25 protein-coding genes are annotated in these 25,644 nt (G+C 58.3%); 13 read left to right on the top strand and 12 right to left on the bottom strand.

Features of this window, described 5'->3' with window-relative positions; translation table 11 throughout:
• Positions 1–12: 12 nt before the first annotated feature.
• From EKM04_RS00470 to EKM04_RS00445, 6 genes are read right to left on the bottom strand one after another with little or no spacing between them, the layout of a single operon-like run.
• Positions 13–1,089 carry an ABC transporter ATP-binding protein gene (locus EKM04_RS00470; protein WP_183894617.1) on the bottom strand — a complete coding sequence of 359 codons (1,077 nt, stop codon included), beginning with the start codon at positions 1,087–1,089 and terminating at the stop codon, positions 13–15.
• 21 nt (positions 1,090–1,110) lie between these two features.
• Positions 1,111–2,178 carry a Gfo/Idh/MocA family protein gene (locus EKM04_RS00465; RefSeq protein WP_183894615.1) on the bottom strand — a complete coding sequence of 356 codons (1,068 nt, stop codon included), beginning with the start codon at positions 2,176–2,178 and terminating at the stop codon, positions 1,111–1,113.
• A complete protein-coding gene (locus EKM04_RS00460; RefSeq protein WP_183894613.1) occupies positions 2,171–3,184 on the bottom strand; it encodes a Gfo/Idh/MocA family protein in 1,014 nt (337 codons plus the stop codon). The genes EKM04_RS00465 and EKM04_RS00460 overlap by 8 nt, the downstream gene beginning before the upstream one ends.
• A gap of 17 nt (positions 3,185–3,201) precedes the next feature.
• Positions 3,202–4,077, bottom strand: a complete 876-nt coding sequence (locus EKM04_RS00455) for a carbohydrate ABC transporter permease (RefSeq protein WP_174156016.1) — start codon at positions 4,075–4,077, stop codon at positions 3,202–3,204.
• A complete protein-coding gene (locus tag EKM04_RS00450) occupies positions 4,070–5,023 on the bottom strand; it encodes a carbohydrate ABC transporter permease (protein WP_174156015.1) in 954 nt (317 codons plus the stop codon). Before EKM04_RS00450 ends, EKM04_RS00455 begins: the two co-directional genes overlap by 8 nt.
• A 6-nt stretch (positions 5,024–5,029) precedes the next feature.
• The gene (locus tag EKM04_RS00445) at positions 5,030–6,319 is read right to left on the bottom strand and encodes an ABC transporter substrate-binding protein (protein ID WP_183894611.1); all 1,290 of its coding nucleotides are present in this window, start codon (positions 6,317–6,319) and stop codon (positions 5,030–5,032) included.
• A 121-nt stretch (positions 6,320–6,440) separates the two neighbouring features.
• Here EKM04_RS00445 and EKM04_RS00440 point away from each other — a divergent pair, with 121 nt between their 5' ends.
• From EKM04_RS00440 to EKM04_RS00420, 5 genes are all read left to right on the top strand, one after another.
• The gene (locus EKM04_RS00440) at positions 6,441–7,145 is read left to right on the top strand and encodes a TetR/AcrR family transcriptional regulator (protein WP_174156013.1); all 705 of its coding nucleotides are present in this window, start codon (positions 6,441–6,443) and stop codon (positions 7,143–7,145) included.
• A gap of 246 nt (positions 7,146–7,391) precedes the next feature.
• Positions 7,392–8,534, top strand: a complete 1,143-nt coding sequence (locus tag EKM04_RS00435; protein WP_183894609.1) for a Gfo/Idh/MocA family protein — start codon at positions 7,392–7,394, stop codon at positions 8,532–8,534.
• 10 nt (positions 8,535–8,544) lie between these two features.
• On the top strand, positions 8,545–9,708 hold the full coding sequence (locus EKM04_RS00430; RefSeq protein ID WP_183894607.1) for a dihydrodipicolinate synthase family protein: 1,164 nt from the start codon (positions 8,545–8,547) through the stop codon (positions 9,706–9,708).
• A gap of 43 nt (positions 9,709–9,751) precedes the next feature.
• Positions 9,752–10,579, top strand: coding sequence for a sugar phosphate isomerase/epimerase family protein (locus tag EKM04_RS00425; protein ID WP_183894605.1), 828 nt, complete (start codon positions 9,752–9,754; stop codon positions 10,577–10,579).
• 100 nt (positions 10,580–10,679) lie between these two features.
• The gene (locus EKM04_RS00420) at positions 10,680–11,564 is read left to right on the top strand and encodes a DMT family transporter (RefSeq protein ID WP_174156009.1); all 885 of its coding nucleotides are present in this window, start codon (positions 10,680–10,682) and stop codon (positions 11,562–11,564) included.
• Here EKM04_RS00420 and ocd read toward each other — a convergent pair.
• Together ocd and rocF are read right to left on the bottom strand one after the other, a co-directional pair.
• Positions 11,559–12,635, bottom strand: coding sequence for an ornithine cyclodeaminase (gene ocd, locus EKM04_RS00415; protein WP_174156008.1), 1,077 nt, complete (start codon positions 12,633–12,635; stop codon positions 11,559–11,561). The genes EKM04_RS00420 and ocd overlap by 6 nt on opposite strands.
• Positions 12,636–12,645: 10 nt before the next feature.
• Positions 12,646–13,566, bottom strand: coding sequence for an arginase (gene rocF, locus EKM04_RS00410; protein ID WP_183894603.1), 921 nt, complete (start codon positions 13,564–13,566; stop codon positions 12,646–12,648).
• Between the two features lie 129 nt (positions 13,567–13,695).
• Here rocF and EKM04_RS00405 point away from each other — a divergent pair, with 129 nt between their 5' ends.
• Both EKM04_RS00405 and EKM04_RS00400 read left to right on the top strand, forming a co-directional pair.
• Positions 13,696–14,133, top strand: coding sequence for an Lrp/AsnC family transcriptional regulator (locus EKM04_RS00405; RefSeq protein ID WP_174156006.1), 438 nt, complete (start codon positions 13,696–13,698; stop codon positions 14,131–14,133).
• Positions 14,134–14,203: 70 nt separating this feature from the next.
• Positions 14,204–14,572 (top strand): response regulator, encoded by a 369-nt coding sequence (locus EKM04_RS00400; RefSeq protein ID WP_183894601.1) that lies wholly within the window; start codon positions 14,204–14,206, stop codon positions 14,570–14,572.
• A 54-nt stretch (positions 14,573–14,626) separates the two neighbouring features.
• On the opposite strand, the gene EKM04_RS00395 is transcribed toward EKM04_RS00400, so the two are convergent.
• Positions 14,627–14,935 (bottom strand): hypothetical protein, encoded by a 309-nt coding sequence (locus EKM04_RS00395; RefSeq protein WP_183894599.1) that lies wholly within the window; start codon positions 14,933–14,935, stop codon positions 14,627–14,629.
• Positions 14,936–15,153: 218 nt separating this feature from the next.
• On the opposite strand from EKM04_RS00395, the gene EKM04_RS00390 reads away from it, so the two are divergent.
• Both EKM04_RS00390 and EKM04_RS00385 read left to right on the top strand, forming a co-directional pair.
• Positions 15,154–15,624 (top strand): Hsp20 family protein, encoded by a 471-nt coding sequence (locus EKM04_RS00390; protein WP_183894597.1) that lies wholly within the window; start codon positions 15,154–15,156, stop codon positions 15,622–15,624.
• Positions 15,625–15,734: 110 nt separating this feature from the next.
• Positions 15,735–16,031, top strand: a complete 297-nt coding sequence (locus EKM04_RS00385) for a DUF982 domain-containing protein (RefSeq protein ID WP_183894595.1) — start codon at positions 15,735–15,737, stop codon at positions 16,029–16,031.
• 39 nt (positions 16,032–16,070) lie between these two features.
• On the opposite strand, the gene EKM04_RS00380 is transcribed toward EKM04_RS00385, so the two are convergent.
• Positions 16,071–16,760 (bottom strand): GntR family transcriptional regulator, encoded by a 690-nt coding sequence (locus EKM04_RS00380; protein ID WP_183894593.1) that lies wholly within the window; start codon positions 16,758–16,760, stop codon positions 16,071–16,073.
• Positions 16,761–16,995: 235 nt separating this feature from the next.
• Here EKM04_RS00380 and araD point away from each other — a divergent pair, with 235 nt between their 5' ends.
• Both araD and EKM04_RS00370 read left to right on the top strand, forming a co-directional pair.
• The gene (araD, locus tag EKM04_RS00375) at positions 16,996–18,732 is read left to right on the top strand and encodes an L-arabinonate dehydratase (RefSeq protein WP_183894591.1); all 1,737 of its coding nucleotides are present in this window, start codon (positions 16,996–16,998) and stop codon (positions 18,730–18,732) included.
• A 19-nt stretch (positions 18,733–18,751) separates the two neighbouring features.
• Entirely contained in the window at positions 18,752–19,477 is a 726-nt protein-coding gene (locus EKM04_RS00370) for a ribonuclease activity regulator RraA (RefSeq protein WP_183894589.1), read from the top strand.
• Between the two features lie 18 nt (positions 19,478–19,495).
• Here EKM04_RS00370 and EKM04_RS00365 read toward each other — a convergent pair whose 3' ends face one another.
• Entirely contained in the window at positions 19,496–20,137 is a 642-nt protein-coding gene (locus tag EKM04_RS00365; protein ID WP_234910894.1) for a TetR/AcrR family transcriptional regulator, read from the bottom strand.
• Between the two features lie 199 nt (positions 20,138–20,336).
• Between EKM04_RS00365 and EKM04_RS00360 the strand changes: the two genes are divergently transcribed.
• Together EKM04_RS00360 and EKM04_RS00355 are read left to right on the top strand one after the other, a co-directional pair.
• A complete protein-coding gene (locus tag EKM04_RS00360; RefSeq protein ID WP_183894587.1) occupies positions 20,337–21,620 on the top strand; it encodes an MFS transporter in 1,284 nt (427 codons plus the stop codon).
• A 45-nt stretch (positions 21,621–21,665) separates the two neighbouring features.
• On the top strand, positions 21,666–24,137 hold the full coding sequence (locus tag EKM04_RS00355; protein ID WP_183894585.1) for a glycoside hydrolase family 3 C-terminal domain-containing protein: 2,472 nt from the start codon (positions 21,666–21,668) through the stop codon (positions 24,135–24,137).
• 60 nt (positions 24,138–24,197) lie between these two features.
• Here EKM04_RS00355 and hydA read toward each other — a convergent pair whose 3' ends face one another.
• Positions 24,198–25,619 (bottom strand): dihydropyrimidinase, encoded by a 1,422-nt coding sequence (gene hydA / locus EKM04_RS00350; protein WP_183894583.1) that lies wholly within the window; start codon positions 25,617–25,619, stop codon positions 24,198–24,200.
• Positions 25,620–25,644: the final 25 nt, after the last annotated feature.

Here is a 25,644-nt window from a genome sequence, read left to right as displayed (position 1 = left end):
GCGGTGGTGCCATTACACCCGGCGTCCATCACTGCCGAAGACGTGCGCATTGGCGAGGTCGAAGGACAACGGGACTTTTTCTCCCATGCGAAACTGCTTTTGCCCCTCCAGCAGAACAGTTACGGGCTGGCCATCGGCTGTGTTGGTGTAGATGACGGTTGATCCGCCCAGATGCTCGACAAGCTGGATATCGCCCTCGCCCAACGTGGATGATTGTGTCTGCGCCTGAATATGTTCAGGACGAATGCCGAATGTCAGCGCTTCATCGATTTTGGCGTCCAGAGGACGCTCCAGCACGATGTGCTGACCGGCAATCTCGATGGTGCGGCGAGCGGTATCGGATGCGACAAGCTTTGCTGCCAGAAAGTTCATTTTCGGCGACCCGATAAAGCCCGCCACGAACTGGTTGTCCGGCCTGTTATAAAGATCGAGCGGACGCCCGACCTGCATGATCTTGCCTTCGCGCAGCACGACGATCTTGTCGGCCATGGTCATGGCCTCGACCTGGTCATGGGTGACGTAGATCATCGTGCTGCCGAGCTTCTGGTGAAGCTTGGCGATTTCCACCCGCATCTGCACACGCAGTTCCGCATCCAGGTTCGACAAGGGTTCATCGAAGAGGAAGATTTTCGGCTCCCGGACGATGGCACGACCAATGGCCACGCGCTGCCGTTGCCCGCCCGACAGCGCCTTTGGCTTGCGTTGCAGGAGAGGCCCGATCTGCAACACGTCTGCCGCCTTCTGGACGCGCGCCTCGATTTCCGGCTTCTTGTATCCAGCGGTTTCCAGACCGAAAGCGAGGTTCTTGTAGACGCTCATATGCGGGTAAAGCGCGTAGGACTGGAACACCATGGCGATACCACGCTTGGAAGCGGCTGTGTCGTTGACGCGCTGACCGTCGATACGAAGCTCTCCATCGGAAATCTCCTCAAGCCCCGCGATCATCCGCAACAGCGTGGATTTTCCGCAGCCGGAGGGGCCGACGAAAACGGTGAACTCGCCCGGTTCTATCTGAAGGTCGATGCCGTGCACGACGGGGAAAGCGCCGAAACGCTTGACGATCTTTTCAAGGGTAATGCTGCTAGCCATAGTGTTCCTCGCATCCGACGCTTATGGTCGCCAGCTGATATATTTCGGATGATCCCGGGTAATCGGCAGGGCGACATCCGTTTTCGTCTCGTTGGAATGATAGATCGCTGCGATGAGCGACAACGAACGCCTTGCATCTTCCGAGGTGACCGGCGGCTTCTCGCCGCTTTCCAGCGTGTGGTAAAAGGCTTCCATCTGCCCCGTAAAGCGACGCCCGGTGGGGACGATGTCCGCAAGCAGAGCTTCGATCCTGGCGCCGATCTCGTCGTTGGCGGGCAAGATGCGCCAGGGTCCATCGCCGGGTGAATAGGGTTCGGTGTTGCTTTCGAACATGACGTTTTCAAAGGCCAGCCGCAACCGGCTGATCTCATCCTGAGAGCCGAGCGTGGAGGTGGACGACACAAGCGCACCGCTTTCCATCAGGAAACTGGCCGATACGCAGTCTTCAACTTCAATGGCATTCACGCGGGTTGCGGTGCGGGCAAACACCCGCTCCACCGGCCCCATCAGATAGGTCAGCATGTCATGGTTGTGGATGGCATGGGTCATCAGCACGCCGCCAAGTTCGGTTGCCCAGCGCCCGCGCCAAGGATTGTCGTAATAGGCCGCGCCACGCTTCCAGAATGTCTCGACCGTCCCGGCATAGGGTTTGCCGGCCAGACCGCTGTCGATGATACGACGTGCCTGCTGCACGCCTGTGCCATAGCGATACTGGTAGATCGGCATCAGCACGCCTTTGGCGCTCGCTTCGGCAGCGGCCACATCGTCCAGTTCCTTGAGCGAGCCTGTCAGCGGCTTTTCACAGACAACGTGTTTTCCGGCAGCCAGCCCCTGCAAAACGAGTTTTGTGTGAATGGCGGGAGGCGTGCAGATATCGATAATGTCGATGTCATCCATGGCCATGAGTTCGTCGGAGGACCGGGTGCGGCCCTTGACGCCGAACGCGTCTGCAACGGCGTTCAACCTCACCTCATCCAGATCGCAAAGATATGCGACGTCGTATTTATCAGGATGGGCGGCGTAGCCTTCCTCGATATGCGTTCTGCCGATACCGCAGCCGATGATGCCCACTCTGTAACGCTTAGCCATGTTGATGACCCTCCGCAAATTGTTGAGCTTTGAGAGCGATCTCCATCGCTGCAAAGCAGCGCGCCTGCGGCATGGCAGTCTCGGTGCGATTGCGGATATCCGACAGGAGCTGCGAGCCATAGGGCAGCGGCACATTGGAGCAATCGAAATAATGCATGCCGGTCTTGTCGGTCAGGAACAGATGGTTTGCACCTTCACGTCCGGCCACATCGATATTCTTTCGGATTTCGATCGCACCTTCCGTGCCGGTGAGGAACAGGCGCCCATCCCCCCAGCTCGACAGACCATCCGGGGTGAACCAATCGACCCGAATGAAGCCGTCCACGCCCTTGGTCGACAGATGAATATCGCCGCTGTCCTGCAGGTCCGGTGTCTGCGGATTGGCCTTGTTGGCGACCTTCGCAAACAGGATATCGGCCTCCTGCGCATTGGTGAAGAACAGGAACTGTTCGCACTGGTGGGAGGCGATATCGACCAGAATGCCGCCATAGCGCTGCCGCTCGAAGAACCATGCCGGGCGGGTGGATGCCCTCAACCGGTGTGGGCCGAAACCCGCCATGGAGACCAGTTTGCCAATGGCGCCAGCCGCGATCAGTTCGCCAGCCTTGACCGTGGCGGGGTTTTCAAAATGCTCGGAATAAAGCACCGAAAAGATCCGGCCGGTTTCCGCCTGAACTTTCTTGACCTCGTCCAGTTGCGCCAGCGTTACCATGCCGGGCTTGTCGACCATCACATCCTTGCCGGCGCGCATGACCTCGATGGCAAGGGCCGCCCGCTCATCGGGAATACCCGCGCTGATGATGAGGTCGATTGCGGGATCGTCCAGCAAACGGCGCTTGTCATCGACGCGGGGAACATGGGGGAAGGCCTGCGCATATTCCTGCGCCAGATCATCTTCGATGGCGTGAAAGCCGACATGCTCGGCACCGGCCGCAAGCATGCAGCTCGTCTGTCCGAAGATGTGGTTGTGGTTGATACCGATTGTCGCAAACCGAACGGGTTTCATGGTGCAATGCCTTGATGTCAGCGCTTCATGCCAGTGGTGGCAATGCCCTCAATGAGGAGGCGCTGGAAGAAGAGGAAGAAAAGGAAAACAGGAATGAGCGAGAGGTTGGACATGGCAAACAGCGCCGTCCAGTCCGAACTGCCGGTACTGTCCACGAAGGAGCGAAGGCCGAGCTGAACCGTGTAGGTGTTGATATCGCTGAGATAGATCAGCGGTCCGAAGAAGTCGTCCCAGGTCCAGATGAAGGAGAAGATGGCAGCCGTAGCCAGAACCGGCGACGACAGCGGCAGCATGATTTTCCAGTAGATCCGGAACGGGCTGCATCCATCCATGACCGCCGCCTCATCCAGCTCCCGCGGAATACCCCGGAAGAACTGGACCATGAGGAAGATGAAGAAGGCATCGGTCGCCAGATATTTCGGCACGATCAGCGGCAGCGACGTGTTGACCCAGCCCAGCTCCAGAAACAGGATATATTGCGGGATGAGCACCACATGATAGGGCAGCATCAAGGTGCCCAGCATGAGCGCAAACCAGAAATTCCGTCCGCCGAACCGGAGGCGCGCAAAGGCGAAAGCGGCGAGCGAACACCCGACCACGTTGCCGAAGGTTGCCAGAACCGAGATGAAGAACGAGTTCCAGAAGAACTGCCCGAACGAGACCTGAAGACCGGTCCAGCCTCTGATATACCCGCCCCAGTCAATCGACGAGGGAATGAGTGAGGATGAGCCGAAAAGTTCATCCTGCGGGCGGAACGAACCCGAGATCATCCACAGGATCGGGTACATCATGGCGATGGAGGCGGCGATCAGAACGGCGTGGAGCAGAACCGACTTCCACAGCGGACGCTGCACCGTTTGCCCAGGACGAAGCGAAGAGACGGCATCAGTCATCGTAATGCACCCAGTAACGTGCGCTCAGGAAGGAAAAGGCCGTGAAGAGCGAGATGATAACGACAAGAATCCAGGCCAGGGCCGAGGCATATCCCATGCGGAAGAAGCCGAATGCTTCCTGATAGAGATAGAGCGTGTAGAACAGCGTCGAATTGATCGGACCGCCGGACCCTTCCGAGATGATGAAGGCAGGTGTGAAGGCCTTGAAGGCATCGATCGTCTGGATGACCGCGTTGAAAAAGATCACGGGCGTCAACAATGGCAAGGTGATGCGGAAAAACTGACGCATCTTGCCCGCTCCATCCATTTCCGCCGCCTCGTACATGTCCTGCGGGATTTGACGCAAACCGGCGAGGAAGATGATCATTGGCGAACCGAACTGCCAGACAGACAGGATGACCAGCGTATAGATCGAATAGTCCGGATTGGAAATCCAGCTTGGGCCTTCGTACCCGAAGGCCTGCCACAGGACCATGTTGACCAGACCGTCGGAGGCGAAAAGCTGACGCCAGAGGACGGCGATTGCAACGCTGGAGCCGAGCAGCGACGGCAGGTAAAAGACCGCGCGATACATTGTCAGCCCCTTGATGCCGCGGTTGAACGCCATGGCGACCATCAGAGCGAAGATCAGTTTCAGCGGCACGGACAAAAGGACGTAGGTGAACGTGACCTTCATGGCGGCTGCGAATTTTGGATCGGCAGTTGCGATGCGCACATAGTTGGAAGCGCCCACCCAATCTGGCGATTGCAGCAGATCGTAATTCGTGAACGACAGATAGAGCGACGCCAGCGCGGGACCAAGCGTCAGGCCGAAAAAGCCGATGAGCCACGGCAGCAGAAACACATAGGCGTGAAAATTGCGATCAAACGCTTTTCGCACACGGCCCTGCCCTGGAAGAGCCGCAGACCGGCCCTCTCCTGTTATCGGTTCGGATCGAAACGTCATGGATCGTTACTTCCGTTTGATCACGGTTTCCGCTTCGGTCACCAGCTGTTTGCCGCCTTGCTCAGGCGTCATTCTGCCGAAACCGACCTCTTCCGAGGTGCGCTTGAGCACGAAGGCGAACTCGCCGGCACCCGGAGGTGGTGACGGTGGCAATGCCCCCACACCCGGCGTAACCTCGGCGATGTAATCGACCATCGCCTTGCTGACCTCGTTGAGCTTGGGGCTGAGCTGATCCCGCATGGACGCAGACGCAGGAACGCCGCGTTCGACGCCGAGGATATCCACACCTTCAGGCACGGCCACGAGGAAGTTGATGAAATCCACCGCAGCCTCGATACCAGCACTACCATTGGCCACGCTCATCAGCATCGATGGCTTCAGATAATGACCGGACGGGCTGTCTGCCGCGACCTTCGGATAGGATGTGATCGACAGCTTGGCCTTGTTGATGGCCTGATAGCCGACGAACTGGTTGGAGTGGGCGAATGCCGTTGCCGCCTTGCCGGTCGTCAATGCATTGCTTTCGATGTTCAGCTGATCGAGCGCCTGAATGTCAGCGGGGACGCAGGCTCCGGCCTCGCGCATGGCCGCCCACATGGCAAACCATTCGCCGGCGTCCTTGGCATCGTACCCCAAACCGCCGCCTTCAACGAACAGCGATTTGTTTTTCTGACGCAGCCAGTTTTCAAAGCTCGGCTCGACGCCACTGGCATCGGCTGTGGCATAATAGCCGGGCTTGGGCTTGTTCTTGCCGAACTCTGCCGCGTTCTTGGCAAAGTCTTCCCATGACTGGCCAGCCGATGGTGGCTTGGCACCGGTCTTTTCCCAGCCCTTGGCGTCATAAAACACGGCGGATGAATTCACGCCGAGATTGATGCCGTAAAGCTTGCCGTCAACTCGGCCGGAATCGATGTTCGGGGTGCCGAAATCATCGATCTTCAGCGACTTGCCGAGATAATCATCAAGGGGCGCCAGAGCACCGCGACGGGCATATTCGAAAATATACCGATAATCCATCTGGATGAGATCCGGCGCGTTGCGTCCGGCGACCTGCGTGGCCAGACGGGGCCAGTAATCCGACCACCCGGCGAACTCCCCGGCGATATCGAGATCGGGCTTGACCTGCTTGAAGGCAGCGATTGCCTTGTTGGTGCGGTCAGCGCGCTCCTGAGAGCCCCACCACAACAAACGAATTCGCGCAGCCTGTGCGAAAGCGGGTCCTCCACCCACCGCCGCAAGCGAAAGCGCAGCCAGACCTGCCGAAAGTACGGCACGCCTCTGTAGCATCATGGACATTGGCAACTCCTCCCTAATTGAATGCCAAATTGAATGATGACGGCAATGAAGACTTGCCGTTTTATAACTATCTGGTTACATGGGAACACCGATCAACAGCATTGTCAAGCGACCTTTGAAGATGGATGAAACCAGCAAACCGGCGACCGAAGACACAAACGAGGAAACCGGGGCCAAGCCAACTTCAACACGAAAGAAGGCAGCAGCGCAATCTCGCAATCCCGAGCGAACACGCGCAGCCATTCTGGAAGCCGCCCGCCGTGAGGTGGCGGCCAAGGGGTTGGCCGGTGCGCGGATCGATGTGGTTGCAAGACGCGCCGGCACCAACAAGCGAATGATCTACCACTATTTCGGCGACAAGGATGCGCTCTATCTGGCCGTGCTGGAAGATGCCTATCAGCACATCCGCAATGCCGAACATCGGCTGGATCTGACCCGCAAGCCACCGGTGGAAGGTTTGCGGGAACTGGCCCTGTTCACGTGGCACTACTTTCTTGACCACCCGGAATTCCTGAGCATTCTGGCGACTGAAAATCTCAATCAGGCCAGATACTTGCGACAATCCTCGACGATTACGGAAATGCATTCGAACTTCATATCCGAATTGAAGGATGTGCTTTTGCGCGGTGAAAAGACCGGCGACTTTCGTCCGGGTCTCGATCCGGTCGATGTTTATCTGACGATTGCGTCGCTTGGATTTTTCTATCTTTCCAACCGCTATACGCTCTCGACGATCTTTCAGCGGGATCTCGTGGCACCCGCCGAGCTGGAGCGTTGGGGCCAGCACATCGTCAACACGGTCATTGCTGCACTGCGGCCGCTTTAACATCTGAAGCTAATTTATATAACAAGAACAATCGCCGCAACCTTCGCATGTGCGAAGGCGCAAAGGATGTGGGACGCCTCGTCACCGCTCCTGGAAATTTCCGTTTCTGTTCACCTCCGCGTTTTCATCTGAAAAACCACTTGACAGAAAGCCGGTTCGACAATCACAAATAACCAAACAGTTACAAATTTTCGATCTGATAAAATTGCGTCCTGACGGGAGTGGGATGCTTTGGGAGGAATTTTCATGCAACGTATCGGCGTCATCATGCACGGCATCACCGGCCGCATGGGGTATAACCAGCATCTCGTCCGCTCTGTTCTTGCGATCCGAGATCAGGGTGGGGTTACGCTGAAGAGCGGCGAGAAGGTCATGCTGGACCCCATATTGGTGGGTCGCAATGGCGATAAGATCGAGGCCATCGCCCAAAAGCACAACGTCGAGCGCTGGACGACCGATATCGATTCGGCTCTGGCCAACCCTGACGACACCTTGTTTTTCGATGCCGGGACGACGCAGATGCGCGGCAGTCTGCTGACCAAAGCCATCCAGGCGGGCAAGAACGTCTATTGCGAAAAGCCGATTTCCGACACTCTGGAGGAGGCCATTGCCGTGGCAAGGCTGGCAGAAAGCGCCGGTATCAAGCACGGCGTGGTGCAGGACAAGCTTTTCCTGCCGGGTCTTCGCAAACTGGCCATGCTGCGCGACAGCGGTTTTTTCGGCAAGATTCTCTCCGTACGCGGCGAGTTCGGATATTGGGTTTTCGAAGGCGACTGGCAACCGGCGCAGCGCCCCTCCTGGAACTACCGCGCAAAAGACGGCGGCGGCATCATTCTCGATATGCTGTGCCACTGGCGCTATGTGCTGGACAATCTGTTCGGCGACGTCAAAGCCGTCAGTTGCCTGGGCGCAACCCATATTCCGCAACGCTTCGATGAGCAGGGCAACGCCTATGTGGCAGATGCCGACGACGCGGCCTATGCCACATTCGAGCTTGAGGGCGGTGTCATCGCCCATATCAACTCGTCCTGGGCCGTGCGCGTTCGCCGCGACGATCTCGTCACCTTTCAGGTAGACGGTACCCACGGTTCGGCGGTGGCGGGCCTGACCAAATGCTGGACGCAGCACCGCACCAACACACCAAAGCCCGTGTGGAACCCCGACCAGCCACAGACGATCGATTTCTACAAGACCTGGCAGGAAGTGCCGGACAACGTGGTCTACGACAACGGCTTCAAGGCACAGTGGGAAATGTTCGTGCGGCATCTGGCCGATGACGAGCCGTGGCCTTACGGACTGATGGAAGGTGTCAAGGGCGTGCAGCTTGCAGAACTGGGGCTGAAATCCTGGAAGGAGCGCCGCTGGCTCGACGTTCCCGCGATTGTCTGAGGTGACCGGGATGACAGAACTGAGGCTACCGAGACATGATCGCTCCACCGAAACCTACCGCTTGACCGGTACACCGATCGCGCTGGAAAGACGCGATGCTGCCGATTTCAACCGCGTGGCCTTCGCCGCCGCGCATGTAGTGGCAGACCCGCTGGCCGACAACGACCCCTGGCTGACACCGGCCATCGACTGGGATGCTACGCTTGCCTTCCGGCACCGGCTGTGGGACCTGGGTCTCGGCGTCGCAGAAGCCATGGACACCGCCCAGCGCGGCATGGGTCTTGGCTGGTCACAGGCGCAGGAACTCATCACGCGGGCCTTGAAGGAAGCGGCAAGCCGCTCGGATGCTTTGATTGCCTGCGGTGTTGGAACCGACCATCTGACCGGCACCGGCTACAGTCTCGACCAGATCGTCGATGCCTATCAGGAACAGCTGGACTTTGTCCAAGGCCAGGGCGGGCGCGTCATTCTGATGGCCAGCCGCGCACTGGCGGCCAGCGCTCGTTCCCCGGATGAATATCTCGAGACCTATGCCCGTGTGCTCGCCCACGCCAATGAAAAAGTCGTCATTCACTGGCTCGGTGAAATGTTCGATCCCGCGCTGGAAGGGTACTGGGGTTCGTCCGACCATATGGCGGCGATGGACACCTGCATCGACATGATTGCTGCCAACGTGGACAAGATCGACGGCATCAAGATTTCGCTTCTGTCGAAGGAAAAGGAAATCGCCATGCGCCGCCGCCTTCCCGCTCTGGTGCGCATGTATACGGGTGACGATTTCAACTACGCCGAACTGATTGCCGGCGACAGCTACGGACATTCCGATGCCTTGCTCGGCATCTTCGACGCCATCGCTCCAGCGGCGTCCAGGGCGCTGGCCAGTCTGAAGCAGGGTAACGAAGCAGAGTTCTTCGATACGCTGGAGCCGACGGTGGCGCTATCGCGACACATCTTCAAGGCACCCACGCGCTTTTACAAAACAGGTGTGGTGTTTCTGGCCTACCTCAACGGCCTGCAGGACCATTTCACCATGATCGGCGGGCAGGAGAGCACCCGTTCAACTCTGCATTTCGCCGAACTTTTCCGGCTGGCGGACAAGGCCAATGTTCTTGCAGACACCGACCTTGCGACCCAGCGCATGAAGACGTTTCTCAGTGTGCGGGGCGTCAATTGAGATGGATGGAACCCGTGCGGGCAACTTTTGAGGAGGCCATGACATGAGCCTTGAAGGACTTTCCATTAACTTCGCCACCATCAAACAGGGCGGATCTTTCGCCACCCTGGTGGACGCATGTCTCCACCACGGCATCACAACGATTTCGCCGTGGCGGGACCATGTGCATGGCGTGGGCCTTGAAGAGGCGGCACGGATCGTCGCACAGAACGGTATAAGGCTGTCCGGTCACTGCCGGGGCGGGTTTTTTCCCGCTCATGACGCGCAGGGAAGGCGCGATGCAATCGAAGACAACAAACGCGCCGTCGATGAAGCCGCCGCCATGAACGCCGATTGCCTGGTGCTGGTCGTCGGCGGTTTGCCCGTCGGCTCCAAGGACATCAACGGCGCCCGACAGATGGTGGAGGACGGCATGGCGGCATTGCTGCCCTATGCCAGACAGGCCGGCGTGCCGCTGGCCATCGAGCCGCTGCACCCCTTTTATGCGGCGGACCGCGCATGCTTCAACACGCTCAAGCAATCGCTCGATCTGTGCGACAGGCTGGGTGAAGGCACCGGCGTCGCCATCGACGTCTACCACGTCTGGTGGGACCCGGAACTGGAGGAACAGATGGCGCGCGCGGGTCGAAATGGGCAGATTCTCGCGCACCATATCTGCGACTGGCTGGTGCCGACGACGGATCCACTCAATGATCGCGGGATGATGGGCGACGGTGTGATTGACCTCAAGGCGTTTCGCAGAATGATCGAGACGGCCGGTTTTACGGGTCCGCAGGAGGTCGAGATTTTTTCAAACACCTGGAACGCCAGGCCGATCGACCAGGTGTTGACGACGGTCGTGGAGCGTTATCGCGCTCTTTCCGCGGATTGAGCCATTTTCATCGGCTGTCACGGGTGTTGAATCAGATGATAATCGTCTAATACGAGGGACGGCCTCCCCGTCCTCATCTGCCCAACATCAGAGTTTTCTAATGCCCTCCCAGTCTATCGGTTACCTTTACGCGCTTGCCGCCTTCACGATTTTTGCAGCGCAGGACGGCATATCGAAGCATCTGGGTTCCGCCTATCCGCCCGTCTTCGTCACGATGCTGCGCTATTGGGCCTTCGCCATCTTTGTGATCATTCTTGCGATGAGATCGAGTGGTGGCATTCGCAAGGCCATTTCGACGGACAGACCATGGTTGCAGGCAAGCCGTGGCGTCGTTCTGGCCGTGCAGATCGTGCTTTCGATCTTCTCTTTCTCGCTGGTGGGCCTGGCCCATACGCATTCGATATTCGCGTCCGTTCCGCTGATCGTCGCGGCACTCTCGGTACCCATCCTCAACGAGAAAGTTGGATGGCGGCGCTGGTCGGCGATTCTCGTCGGTTGCCTCGGGGTGATCGTTATTCTCAAGCCCGACGAGAGCGGCTTCGACGCCACGCTTTTGATCACATTTGCAGCCGCCGTGCTGCTTGCCCTTTACGGTGTGATGACGCGGCTGGCCAGCCGCAGCGATCCGGCCATGACGAGCTTCTTCTATACCGGCGTTCCCGGTGCGATTGCCCTGACACTGATCGGGCCATTCTACTGGGTCAACATGGCGCCGGGCGACTGGGGCTGGATGGCGGCGCTTTGCGTGACGGGCATGACCGGCCACTACCTGCTGATCCGTGCTTTCGAGCTGGCCGATGCGGCGTCGGTCCAGCCATTTTCCTATTATCAGCTTGTGCTCGTCTCCATCGTTGGCATCACCATCTACGGCGAGATTTTGACGATAAACATGCTGATTGGCGCGGCCATCGTGGTTGCGGCGGGCCTGTTCACCATCTGGCGTGAGCAGATGGTGGCCCGCCGAAACCGGCAACCGCGGCTATGATGCCAATGCCGCGCGTGATTTTAACGATGCCTCGCATCTCAGCAGCATGCCATAGAGATCGCGCGGTTCGTCGGGATCGGCCAGGAGATCGAGCTCTTCGTAGAGGCCCGTCGCCTCAAGCTTCGATCTGACGTAGCGCAGAGCGGAAAAATCTTCCGTCGCAAAACCGACGCTATCGAAAAGGGTGATCTGTCCCTCTGACGTTCGCCCGTCGGCCGCACCCGTCATGACCTGCCACAGCTCGGTCACGGGATGATCCTTCGCCAATTGCTGGATTTCACCTTCAACACGGGTTTGTGGCGGATACTCCACGAAGATATCCGAGCGCAGCAGGATATTCCGGTGCAATTCGGTTTTACCGGGGCAGTCACCACCGACGGCGTTGATGTGAACGCCAGGGCCGACCATGTTGTCGGTCAGGATCGTGGCGCATTGCTTGTCCGCCGTGACAGTGGTGATGATCTCAACGCCTTCCACGGCGCGTTCGGCGCTGTCGCAGATCTCGATGGAAAATCCCAGCCCCTCCAGATTGCGCTGGCATTTCGCACTGGCCGCCGGATCGATATCGAACAGTTTAAGGGTGTCGATGCCCATAATGGACTTGAAGGCGCGCGCCTGAAACTCACTCTGCGCGCCGTTGCCGATGATCGCCATCGAGCGCGCGTCCTTGCGGGCCAGATACCTAGCGACGACGGCCGATGTGGCTGCCGTTCGCAAAGCGGTGAGGATCGTCATTTCCGAGAGCAGCATGGGGTAGCCGTTGCCCACATCCGACAACACGCCGAATGCCGTCACCGTCTGGCGGCCTTGCCTGGTGTTCTTCGGATGGCCGTTGACGTATTTGAAGCCGTAGAGCGTGCCATCGCTCGTCGGCATCAGCTCGATGACACCATCAGGGGAATGGGCCGCAATCCGCGGGGTCTTGTCGAAGGTTTCCCACCGCCGAAAGTCCTCTTCGATAACCTCGGCCAGTTCCCGCAGGAACGTGTCGATACCCACGGTCAGCACCAACTTCATCATATGATCGACGCTGACGAAGGGAACAGTGTTGAGATGTTGATTGAATGTCATGGCTGCACCCTCATCCGGCTCTCGTTGGGCGGTCCAGAACGCGTTTGCCCATCAGGCTTGCGGTCAGGTCCACCATCAGACGCGCGGTTCTCCCGCGCTCATCGAGAAACGGATTGAGCTCGACCAGATCGAGACTGGAGACCAGCCCGCTGTCGCACAGCATTTCCATCACCAGATGCGCCTCCCGGAACGTCGCCCCACCGGGAACGGTCGTGCCGACGGCGGGCGCGATGGAAGGGTCCAGAAAATCGACATCCAGACTGACGTGCAGAAGGCCGTGGGCAGCGGTCACCCGCTCCAGAAAGGCGCGCAAAAGCACACCCACACCATGTTCATCAATCATCCGCATATCGTGGATCGTCACGCCGGTTTCGCCCAAGGCGGCACTTTCGGCGGGATCGACACTGCGAATACCGATCATGCAGATATTCGCGGGATCGACAGGGTTGGGAACGGGAGGGAAATAACCGTCGAAGCCGTCGCGACCGCTATAATAAGCAACCGGAGTGCCATGCAGGTTGCCGCTGCGCGTCGTCTGCAGGGTATGATAATCCGTGTGCGCATCCAGCCACAACACGAAAAGCGGCCGGTTGCGTTGTGCTGCACGCCTGGCAACACCCACCACGCTGCCAGCCGAGAGCGCATGATCGCCCCCCAAAAAGATCGGCATCGCATTTTCGCTCTCGCGATAGGCAACCTCCATCAGCGCTTCGGTCCAGGCAACGGTTTCATCCAGATGATGCACGGCCTTGTTCGGATGATCGAACTTGCGAAAGGGTGCGGGCAAGACATTGCCGATATCGGCCACGGTGTGGCCCAGTTCTTCCAGCGCGGTTTTCAACCCGGCGATGCGCAGGGCGCTCGGCCCCATTTCACAACCCAGTTGCCCTGCACCGATTTGCAAGGGCACTCCAATCAGCGTGCAATCCATCGACTATTCTCCCCAGTCATCAGTGTGAGAATTCAAACATGACGACGCGGCGAATTGAACAATCAATATTGGCAATTTTTACAGTTTGATCTATCATTTCGATCATCTTAATAGCCAAAGTGATACGCCATGGATGACCTGGATACGAGGCTCGTTACGCTGCTGCGGCACAATGGTCGGCGCAGCATATCCGACCTCGCCCTCGAGACGTCCTCATCGCGGGCAACCGTCCGCGCCCGGATCGAGCGTCTGGAGCAGAGCGGTGCCATTTTGGGTTTCACCGTGATCTTGCGCGCGGATGCCGTCGAAGAAGCCGTCCGTGGCATCATGATGATCGAGATACAGGGGCACGTTACCGAGAAGGTGATCCGTGCGCTGGGCGGGTTTCCAGAAATATCCGAGATACACACCACCAATGGCCGCTGGGATCTTATCGCAGAACTCAGCGCCTCCACATTGGCAGGCTTCGATTCCGTTTTGCGTCGAATCCGTCTCGTGCCGGGCATTACGGGAAGCGAGACAAGCCTGCTGCTTTCAACGCCGCGCTCGACACGGGCGCGACTTTGACCGCGAAATGATCAGGATGCGACAGAACTTTCCACCGCCTTGAGAGTTTAAAAAGCCGGAGGAAACAATCATGCCGCTCGCTCTTGAAGGTCGCCAATATCTCGTGGTCGAGGACGAGTATCTCGTGGCCTCTCATCTCTTGATGACGCTTGAAGACGCTGGTGCGAGGGTCTTTGGACCGATATCGGACGTGAAGCGAGCCATAGAGGTCCTGTCTGATCCGGATTTTCCGGTTGATGCGGCCATACTCGATATCAATCTCGGTGGAGAACTGGTGTACCCGGCCGCCGAACTTCTGGCCCACCATGGAAAACCGTTCGTATTCGTCACGGGCAGCAATATCACAGCGATGCCCGCAGAGTTCCAACACGTGCCGCGATTGATGAAGCCGTACGATACCGATGAGCTTATTATCACGCTTCAACGTGTGACGGGATAACCCTCGATTATCTCCAAGAGGGGGGGGAGACCGGCGCAGCCGGTCCCGACTTCCTTATTGACCGGTCACGTGAAGAGCCCCGGCTTCACCCAAGCTGCGTTGAACGGCAGCGAATTGGCTGTTGGACACATCCGCAGAAACCTCGATTTCGCCTTCCAGTGGCGCATCATCACGCACGCCATCGGCTTGCGAGGCATCGCCACCCGATGGGGCTGAGCCGACGGTGTTTTTCGCGGTCGTGGACTGAATAAAAATATCCGGGCGCGGCACACCGTGCTGCTGGACGAGATGCTCGACCGCCAGATCTGCCGCGGCACGCGTTGCGAAGGTAGCGCGGATTGTGTTGGTACTGTCGTCTGCCATGGGGTGGCCTCCCTTTTTTATAAGCTACGTGAGCAAACGCCATGGGGCCGCGCTTGTTGCCAAGAAAAAACGATGGGCAAACAAAAAAATCATGGACGGTCTTGAAACTATTTTTGCCAAAACCAGATCATTCTCGTCGGTCGCCATCAAGGGGCCGACAAACCGGGGACGGGAATATCCACGTCTCCATTCCATCTCGCTTTACGGAGGATTTGGTTATGAGAAACGATCTAGATTTTGCACCCCTTTATCGCTCGAGCATCGGCTTTGACCGCGTTTTCAACCTGTTGAACAACGCGCAGCGCCTGCATGCCATCGACAGCTGGCCACCCTATGACATCGTCAAAACCGGTGACGATGCCTACCGCATCGAAATGGCCGTGGCAGGTTTCGGCGATGAGGAACTCGACATCACGCAGGAGCGCAATCTGCTCATCGTCAAGGGCCACAAGGCAGACGCCAAGGACGGCGAATATCTGCACCGTGGCATTAGCGGACGTACATTCGAGCGCAGCTTCGAACTGGCAGACCACGTCCGTGTCGAGACTGCCGCGCTGAGCAACGGCCTCTTGAGAATTTCGCTCAAGCGCGAGGTTCCCGAAGCCATGAAGCCACGCAAGATCGCGATCGGCACCGGCCCGGCAAAACCGGAGCCTCTTCAGATCGACGCTGAGCGTCAGGTCGCATAACGTCGATACAGAGCCATGCTTTTGCTGAGCTCTCAATGAGATAGACAGCGCCGAGCACCTCGGCGCTGTACGACTATGGCAAGCAATCGGGCTATGGAAAGGACAAGGCTATGAAACCCGATCTGTTCACCACACCTGTCAACGTCCTCGTCGGCCTAGGCTTGCCCACGCCGATACATTCCGTGACGGACGCCTACCAGCTTTTGATGGACTGGCGCGGTTCACCCCATGACGGCGCAAAAGCCATGGCCCTGAAGGCTTGCAAGGCGGCGTTAAAGGGCGAAATAGATCCGGATGTCGCCCGCGGCGTGTTTGTCGCCTATGCCGAAAAGCACGATCTGCTTGCGCCAGATGTTGCCGCACCCGCTTTCAAACGCGCGCACAGTCGCAATCCCCACACGTGTTGATCGTGAAGGCAGCCACAGTTCGCTTCCGAACGCGCGGCGTTATCCGACATAATCGGGGAACGTCGCGCTAATGACATCTGCCACGGAAAGCGTGCCGGACAGGTGGGCTCTCAGGGCCGACTGCGCCTGATCAGGTCTGCCCGACGCGATTGCGCTGACGATGGCCTCATGGTCGGCGATGACCGTCTGCATCTTGCCAGGCATGGGCAGGTTGAGGCGCCGCAGCCGATCAAGATGGACACTCTGGCGCCGAACATTGCTCCACAGCTGCAATATGCCCGTTTTCTCATAAAGTTTACGGTGAAATTCACGGTCTATATCATCGAAGAGATCGTAGGTTGCCGGAGCCGCTACCGCTTTTTGCCGATCCAAGATATCGCTGAGTTCCGACGCCGTTTGAGCAGCGGCCTCCTTGGTTAAGCGCCTCACGGCCTCAAGCTCAATGGAGAGCCGCAGGAACTGGGCTTGTTTTGCGTGCTCGATGTCGATCTTCGCCACCACGGTTGCGTATTGTGGATAGACATCGACGATGCCTTCCTCCTGCAAACGCATCAGCGCATCCCGCACCGGCGTCTGACTCACGCCAAATTCCAGTTGCAACGAAGCCCGCGACAAAACCGTTCCCGGCGCCAGTTGCACCTTGAGAATACGCTCGCGCAAAATATCTTGGATCTGAAGCGAGACCTGCCGTGATCGATCCAACTGCCCGCCCCTGATCATTCCAACCATACACACCCCGCTGTCGTTCTCATGACGCCACTAAACCACATATCAGGGATTGATGCACTGATGTTTTAGTGCTTCAATGTCTGCAAGTTTGTAACCGGACTTGCAACTGCCCTTGATGAACTGTGACGTGTTCGAAGGGCGGAAACGTAACATCCGGACCAGAGCAAATGACGACCAGCGTGAATGTCCGGCGCAGCTTAGCCACTTTCACTCTCCCCTGATTAGGTCACATGCCATGACAGACAGAAAAACACCTGAAACGCTGCGGAGCGCACGGTGGTTCGCGCCCGACGACCTGCGCACCTTCGGCCACCGCTCGCGCATGATGCAGCTTGGATATTCCGAAGAGGATTTCGCAGGAAAGCCGATCATCGGCGTGCTCGACACATGGTCGGAGCTCAACACCTGTCACGCGCATTTTAAGGAACGCGTACAGGATGTGAAACGCGGTGTAATGCAGGCGGGCGGTTTCCCGGTGCAGATGCCCTCGCTGTCCGTCGATGAGAGCTTCACCAAACCCACCTCCATGCTCTATCGCAACATGCTGGCGATGGAGACGGAAGAGATGATCCGCTCTCACCCGCTGGATGGCGTGGTGCTGATGGGCGGCTGCGACAAGACCACGCCCGGCCTCGTCATGGGTGCGATTTCCGCAGGCGTCCCGATGATCTATCTGCCTGCTGGTCCGATGCTGCGCGGCAATTATGCGGGGAAAATTCTGGGCTCCGGCTCCGATGCCTGGAAATACTGGGATGAGCGCCGCGCTGGCAATATTTCAGACGAGGAATGGCTGGGCGTGCAAGGTGGTATCGCCCGTTCCGCCGGCACGTGTATGACGATGGGCACCGCATCCACCATGACCGCGATTGCCGACGCCATGGGGCTGACATTGCCCGGTGCGTCCTCCATCCCCGCCGTGGATGCCAACCACCAGCGCATGGGCGCAGATTGCGGCCGCCGGATCGTCGACATGGTGTGGGAAAACCTCACGCCGGACCGCATCGTGACCGAGGCCGCATGTCGCAACGCCGCCATCGTTGCCATGGCGACAGGGTGTTCCACCAATGCCGTCGTGCATCTGATTGCAATGGCGCGCCGTGCCGGTGTCGATCTGACATTGGATGATCTCGACGCGCTTGGCCGCGTCACCCCGCTGATCGCCAATGTTCGCCCTTCAGGCAAAGATTACCTGATGGAGGATTTCTTCTATGCGGGCGGTTTGAGAGCACTGATGAAGCAGATCGAGGACCGGCTCGATCTCACCGCACTGACGGTGACCGGCAAGACCATGTGGGAGAATCTGGAGGGTGCAGTTGTTTACAACGACGATGTCATTCGCCCGCTCTCCAATCCGGTCTACCATGAGGGTTCGCTTGCCGTTGTGCGCGGCAATCTCTGCCCGAATGGCGGCGTCATCAAGCCCGCGGCCTGCGATCCCAAATATCATGTGCATGAGGGACCGGCGATGGTGTTCGACAGCTATCCGGAAATGAAAAAGGCCATCGATGACGAGAACCTCGACGTCACGCCGGAACATGTGCTGGTCTTGCGCAACGCAGGCCCGCAAGGTGGTCCGGGCTTTCCCGAATGGGGCATGCTGCCCATTCCCAAAGCTTTGATCAAGCAGGGTCATCGCGACATGCTGCGCATTTCCGACGCGCGCATGTCCGGTACGTCCTATGGTGCCTGCGTGCTTCATGTGTCGCCCGAGAGCTTTGTCGGAGGCCCGCTGGCACTTCTCAGGAACGGTGACACCATTCGCCTCGACCTGCCCAATCGCACCCTCGACATGCTGGTGAGCGACGAGGAACTTGCGCAGCGAAAGGCGGAATGGAAAGCGCCGGAACCACGCTTCCAGCGCGGCTATGGCTGGATGTTCTCCCGCCATGTGACCCAGGCCGATCAAGGCTGCGACTTCGATTTTCTGGAAACCGGTTTCGGCAAGACCGCAGGCGAACCGGACATTTACTGAACCAAGGAAAGAGACTGCCATGACCGACTATGTGTTGAGCGAAGCCACGCGCCAAAAGTTCAAGAAAATTTCCACCGCTTCCATTGCCACTGCCCTGTTCAAGCGCGGTTTGCGAAACCAGTTCATTCAGGGCGTTGTCCCGGTTTCTCCAAAGCCCGAAGTGATGGTCGGTCAGGCATTCACCTTGCGATACATTGTTGCCCGCGAAGACAGAAATCCGATCACCGTCTTTCGCAATGCAGACCACCCGCAGCGCGTGGCGATCGAAACCTGCCCGGTAGGCCACGTGCTGGTGATGGACAGCCGCAAAGATGCGCGTGCGGCAACCGCAGGTTCGATCCTGATCACACGACTGGCGCTGCGCGGTGCAGCGGGCGTCGTCACCGATGGCGGATTTCGCGATGCCGCCGGCATCGGCGCACTTGGCATGCCATCCTATTACGCGAAACCATCGGCACCCACCAATCTGACACTCCACGAAGCCATCGACATCAACGTCCCCATTTCCTGCGGTGATGTTGCTGTGTTCCCCGGCGATGTTCTGGTGGGAGACAATGACGGCGTCATGGTCATTCCCGCCCATCTGGCGGATGAGCTTGCCGAGGAATGCACCAGCATGGAAAGCTATGAGGAATTCGTGCTCGAACAGGTGAATGCGGGCGAAGCCATCATCGGCCTCTACCCCTGCACAAAGGACGAGTATCAGCAACGCTACGACGCGTGGCGCGAAAAGACCGGGAAATGATCTAGGGCCGGATTTATGTCAACGAAGCCTGATGGTGTCGATCAGGCGCGTGATGTAACCGGAAAAGACGGTCACCATGTCGAACTCTTCAGGTGATCTCAGCCAGAGCATCTGAAGTCCGTCCATCATGCTGATCAGTTCGGCGGTAATGGCTTCCGGGTCGGTCTCCGGCCTGATTTCGCCATCTGCGATCCCTTTTTGCAGACAGAATGCAAGATTGGTCTTCAGCGTCACGACGCGTGCGGCAAACCACGCACTTGCCGGATGATCGGCGGTGAGGCTTTCGGCGTTGAGGACGGCAAAAGCCTGCACCACATTCGGGATCGTCTGGTTGATCGCCGCGATCTCCACCAGACCGTGCAGTACCTTGCGCCAATCCAGATAATCTTCCCCCACGCTCGACGCGCTGTCGAGATCGCGCTTTTCGAGAATGGCGAGCAACAGAGCGACCTTCGTCGGAAAATAATGAAGAAGTCCCGGCAAGGACAGGCCGACATCGGCAGCGATGGCTGCAAAGGATGCGCTTTGATATCCATCTCTCGCAAAATGCTGCATGGCCGTCGTCAGAATAGCCTCTTTTCGGGCCATCCCTTTCGGCGATTTGCGCCGTCTGGGCGGTGCTTGGTCCAAGACGGGACCGTCATTCATCTTATCAGTCATAGCCATTCCATATCATCTGCATCGCATCGTCTTTAGACGGAATTTTGCTGTTTTGTCCCGTTGGCCCGGCCTTCGATCATGGCAATTGCAGGATACAAAAAAGTTGACTAATTTCAATTACCGAGTAGTCGGTAGGTTTATTGCAACGTTCGTTGGGGGATGACGTTGTTGTCAAGTTATTGCGGTGGAGGGTTTTATCATGAGTATGACAGCATCAACTATTGCCGCCGGGTCGTCCGGCAAACCCATTGAAAAATCGGTTGGCCTCCCGTTTATTCTGACCTACGGGCTGGCCAGTGTCGGCTTTTTCACGGCTGTCATGACACCCGTCGCCATGACACTGGCCGTTCGCGTCAACACGCTTGATCCTGTCGACAAAGGTGCAAGTCTCGGAACGATCCTCGGCCTCGGTGCGCTCTTTGCGCTTCTGGCGAATCCGATTTTCGGCCAGCTTTCGGATCGCACGCGCTCACGCTTCGGGCGGCGCAAACCCTGGCTGCTCGGCGGTGTGATCGTCGGCAGTCTGGCGCAGGTCTTCATGGCCTACACGTCCAGCCTGATCGTCATCGGCATTGCGTGGTGCGTGATCCAGGCCGCGTATAACGCCATGCTGGCAGCACTTGTCGCAACGGTGCCGGACCAGGTCCCGGAACACCAACGCGGCCTCGTATCAGCGCTGGCGGGCATGTCGATCTACATCGCTCTTCTGATCGGCAGCGGCATTCTCGCTTTGACGGGAACGACCAGCAACGCGATGTTCCTCATCCCCACGGCAATCGGTCTCGTATCGGTCATCATCTTCGTACTGGTGATCGAGGACCGCCCTTTGACCGACACCTCGGAAAAGTCCATCCCAAGCGTGGCAGAACTGCTGGGCAGTTTTTGGGTCAACCCCGTCAAGCATCCGGATTTCGGTTATGCCTGGCTCAGCCGTTTCATGGTGTTCTTCGGCTTTGCCGTTCTCACCTCCTATCAGGTCTATTATCTGATGGACCACTTGAAGATCGCGGAAGCCGATATCGGCGACATCATGTTTTTCTCAACGCTGATTACCGCCATCTGCGTCGTCGGCTCGTCGTTCGTTTCGGGATACGTCTCTGATCGCATCGGTCGCCGCAAAGCCTTCGTGCTGCTGGCTGCCATGACCTACGCGCTGGGCATCGTCGTCATCGTTTTCGCAAGCGATCTGGCGGTGTTTTACAGCGGCATCGCCGTTACCTCAGTCGGCTTTGGGGTCTATATGGCTGTCGATCAGGCGCTGGTGGTGGATATTCTGCCCGACAGGGAAACGCATGCGGCGAGAAATCTGGGCGTTCTCAACATTGCCAACGCCGTCCCGCAATCCATTGCTCCGGCTGTCGCACCCTTTCTTCTGGCTATCGGCAATACCGGCGGGCAAAACTATGGCGTTCTCTATGCCGTGGCAGCCGTCTGCGCCTTCCTCGGGGCGCTGGCCATCGCACCCGTTCGCGGTGTTCGTTGATACTGTAAATTTCTCTCTAACCAACAGCCAATATCGGAGGCTCGTATGATCGAGAACATTTTGACCCAGATGACGCTTGAAGAGCAGGTTTCGCTGCTGGCCGGTGCCGACTTCTGGACAACCGTGCCGGTCGAGCGCCTTGGCGTTCCGAAGATAAAAGTCACCGATGGACCCAATGGTGCACGTGGTGCAGGCTCTCTGGTCGCGGGCGTCAAAGCGACCTGCTTTCCCGTGGCCATCGCGCTGGGCGCGACCTGGAACCCCGAGCTTGTCAAACGCATGGGGGTGGCACTGGCAGGACAGGCAAAAAGCAAGGGCGCTTCGGTGCTGCTGGCACCGACCGTCAACATTCACCGCTCGGGCCTCAATGGCCGTAATTTCGAGTGCTATTCCGAAGATCCATTGCTGACGGCAGATCTTGCCGTTGCCTATATTCAAGGTGTGCAGAGCAAGGGTATTGCAGCAACCATCAAGCACTTCGCAGGCAACGAATCCGAGATCGAGCGCCAAACGATGTCATCGGATATCGATGAACGCAGCCTGCGCGAAATCTATCTGCTGCCATTCGAACGGGCGGTGAAGAAGGCCGGCGTGATGGCGGTGATGTCGTCCTACAATCGTCTCAACGGCACCTATACCAGCGAGCACGATTGGCTGCTGTCGACCGTCTTGCGCGAGGAGTGGGGCTTTGATGGGATCGTGATGTCGGACTGGTTCGGCTCGCATTCCACCGCCGCCACGGTCAATGCCGGCCTTGACCTCGAAATGCCTGGACCGACCCGAGACCGTGGCGAAAAGCTTGTTCAGGCCGTGAAGAATGGCGAGGTGAAAGCAGAAACCGTACGCGAAGCAGCCCGCCGCATCCTGACGCTTCTGGAGCGTGTCGGCGCGTTCGAAACAGCGCCCGATCTCACCGAAAGCTCGCTCGATCTGCCCGAAGACAGAGCCCTCATCCGCCAGATTGGCGCGGAGGGAGCCGTTCTGCTGAAAAACGAAGGCGTGTTGCCCCTCGCCAAGACCACGCTGGATAGCATCGCGGTTCTCGGCCCCAATGCCGCCGAAGCGCGCGTCATGGGAGGCGGCAGTGCACAAATCGCGGCGCACTACACCATCAGCCCGCTTCAGGGCATCAAGGCAGCGCTTTCCAACGCCAATAGCGTGCACCACGCGATTGGATGCAGCAACAATCGCCTCATCAATGTGTTCAGCGGCGATATGCATGTCGATTATTTCAAGGGTCGGAAGCTGGAAGGCTGCCCCGTACACAGCGAACCTGCCGCCAAGGGCGAATTCTTCTGGTTCGACCTGCCATCGCCAGATCTCGATCCAGCCAGCTTTTCCGCGCGGATCATCGCAAGTTTCGTCCCCGCTGAAAGCGGAGAGCACATCTTCGGCATGACGAATGCCGGCCTCGCCAAACTCTATGTGGATGGAAAACTGGTCGTGAACGGCTACGACGACTGGACGCCTGGCGACAATTACTTCGGCACGGCCAACACCGAACAGAGACAGGCGGTGGAACTGGAGGCGGGACGCAGCTACACGCTGGCAATCGAATATTGCTCGCCAGCAGATACCACGGATGGAATTCACCTGACGGCCATTCGCTTCGGTGTGGAAAAGCCGCTGGGTGATGCTGCAATAGAGGACGCTGTTGCCAAGGCTGCGGCCTGCGATGTCGCCATCCTTTTCGTTGGCCGTGAGGGCCAATGGGACACGGAGGGTCTTGACCTGCCCGATATGCGGCTTCCCGGGCGTCAGGAAGAGCTAATCGAGAAGGTTGCGGCCGTCAACTCGAACACGGTGGTCGTGCTGCAAACGGGCGGCCCTGTGGAAATGCCTTGGCTGGACAAGGTTCAGGCGGTTCTACAAATGTGGTATCCGGGCCAGGAACTTGGAAACGCGGTCGCCGACGTTCTGTTTGGCGATGTCGAACCCGGCGGTCGTCTGCCGCAGACGTTCCCGAAGTCGCTGTCCGACAACTCCGCCGTCACCGACAATCCACGTGTCTACCCCGGTCAGGACGGCCATGTGCGCTATGACGAGGGTGTCTTCGTCGGCTACCGCCACCATGACAGTCATGGCGTGGAGCCGCTCTTCCCGTTCGGCTTCGGGCTTGGATATACGCAATTTGCGTGGAGCGACGCCAAGGCATCCTCATCTCAGATGGGTGAAGACGGGATCACCGTCACGCTCGACGTCACCAACACGGGTGCGCGCAAGGGCTCTGAGGTGGTGCAGCTTTATGTGCGACCACTTGGTTCTTCTGTTTCAAGGCCGGATAAGGAATTGCGGGCCTTCGCCAAGCTTGAACTCGAGCCAGGCGAAACCAAAACGGCAACGTTGAAAGTGTCGGTACGCGATCTCAGCTTCTTCGATGTCGACGCAAAGGCGTTCCGGTCGGAGGCTGGTGACTATGAATTGGTGCTGGCCGCCAATGCCGCCGATATCAGAAGCCGGATCGCGATTACCAACCCGGCAGTTTGGTTGGGCAAAGCCAGCGACGTCTCAATCTGAGAAATCGGTCGGCACAGGTGTCTATTCCCCTGTGCCGACCGCCAGCACACCCCTCTACACTCAGATTTGGCCGCCACGTTGGCGCGTGAGAGATGAGAGGTCGCGACGCAGATAGCCGCCCTGCCCGATCTGTTGAGCAAAATGCCCGTCTTCCACAATGGTCTTGCCGCGCAACAGCAACCGGACCGGCCATCCACGGATATCCAGCCCCTCGTAAGGCGTGTAATCTGCACCGTGATGCAGCATATCATTGCGGACGGTGACGCTTTTGTTTGGATCCCAAAGCGCGATATCGGCATCGGCGCCAACAGCGATGGTGCCTTTGCGGGGGTAGAGCCCATATAATTTGGCGTGATTGGTCGATGTCAGCGCCACGAACTGGTTGATGTCGATCCGGCCCTTCATCACGCCTTCCGAAAACAGGATCGGCAGGCGCGTTGCAACGCCGGGGATGCCATTCGGAATCCAGCGAAAGTGTCGCTTGCCCTTCTCGTTGAGCTTGCCTTCCGGATCATCGAAGCGGAAGGGGCAATGGTCGGACGAGAACAGATCAAAAACGCCCTGTTCCAACCCTTCCCAGCAGGCGTCCTGACTGGACTCATCGCGCGGCGGCGGCGAGCAGACGTACTTTGCGCCTTCCATCTCGCTCTGATCAAGATCGTCGGCGGTCAGCATAAGATATTGTGGGCAAGTCTCACCGGCAATTTTCTGGCCACGCTGGCGCGCTCGGCGGATTTCCTCCATCGCCTCGCGGTTGGAGACGTGAACGATGACGATGGGCACATCAACGATTTCAGCCAGCGACAATGCCCGGTGGGTCGCCTCGCGCTCGGCAGCAATCGGTCGCGTCGTGGCGTGGAATTTCGGTTCAAATTTGCCGTCTTCCTCGTGGCGACCGATCAGGTAGCGGATAGCATCCTCGTTTTCGCAGTGAACCATGACCAAAGCGCCGGTGCGCCGTGCGGTATCCAGCGTGGCGAGGATTTCGTCGTCACGAAGCCGCAGGCCCTCATAGGTCATGAAAACCTTCAGTGAGGTATAGCCATCCTCGACCAGCGCCGGCAGTTCCTGCCCGAGCACTTCTGCGGTTGGATCGGTAATGACCAGATGGAAGGACACGTCGACATGGCATTTGCCTTCCGCCTTGGCGTGATAGACCTTCAGCGCCTCACGCAGCGATTGCCCCTTTTCCTGCATGCAGAATGCCAGAACCGTGCTGTTGCCGCCGATGGCGGCCGAGCGGGTGCCGCTGTCGAAATCATCGGCCATGACAATGCCGTCGCCTGAGGGCTGGTCGAGATGGACGTGGCTGTCGATGCCGCCGGGTAGGACAAAGAGGCCTGTGGCGTCGATGATCTCGTCCGCCTCGGTCAATTCAGCGGCCAGTGCGGCGATGCGGCCATCCTTGATGCCGACATCGCTGACGAAGGTGTCACTCGCTGTCACCACGGTTCCGTACCTGATCACCGTATCGAAACGCATCATTCCATGTCCTTCTTGTCGTTCA

Source organism: Rhizobium skierniewicense Ch11, from assembly GCF_023757665.1.
Lineage (GTDB): Bacteria > Pseudomonadota > Alphaproteobacteria > Rhizobiales > Rhizobiaceae > Agrobacterium > Agrobacterium skierniewicense.
Note: the sequence above shows the minus strand (reverse complement) of the source record. Positions and strands in the feature narration are given on the sequence as shown.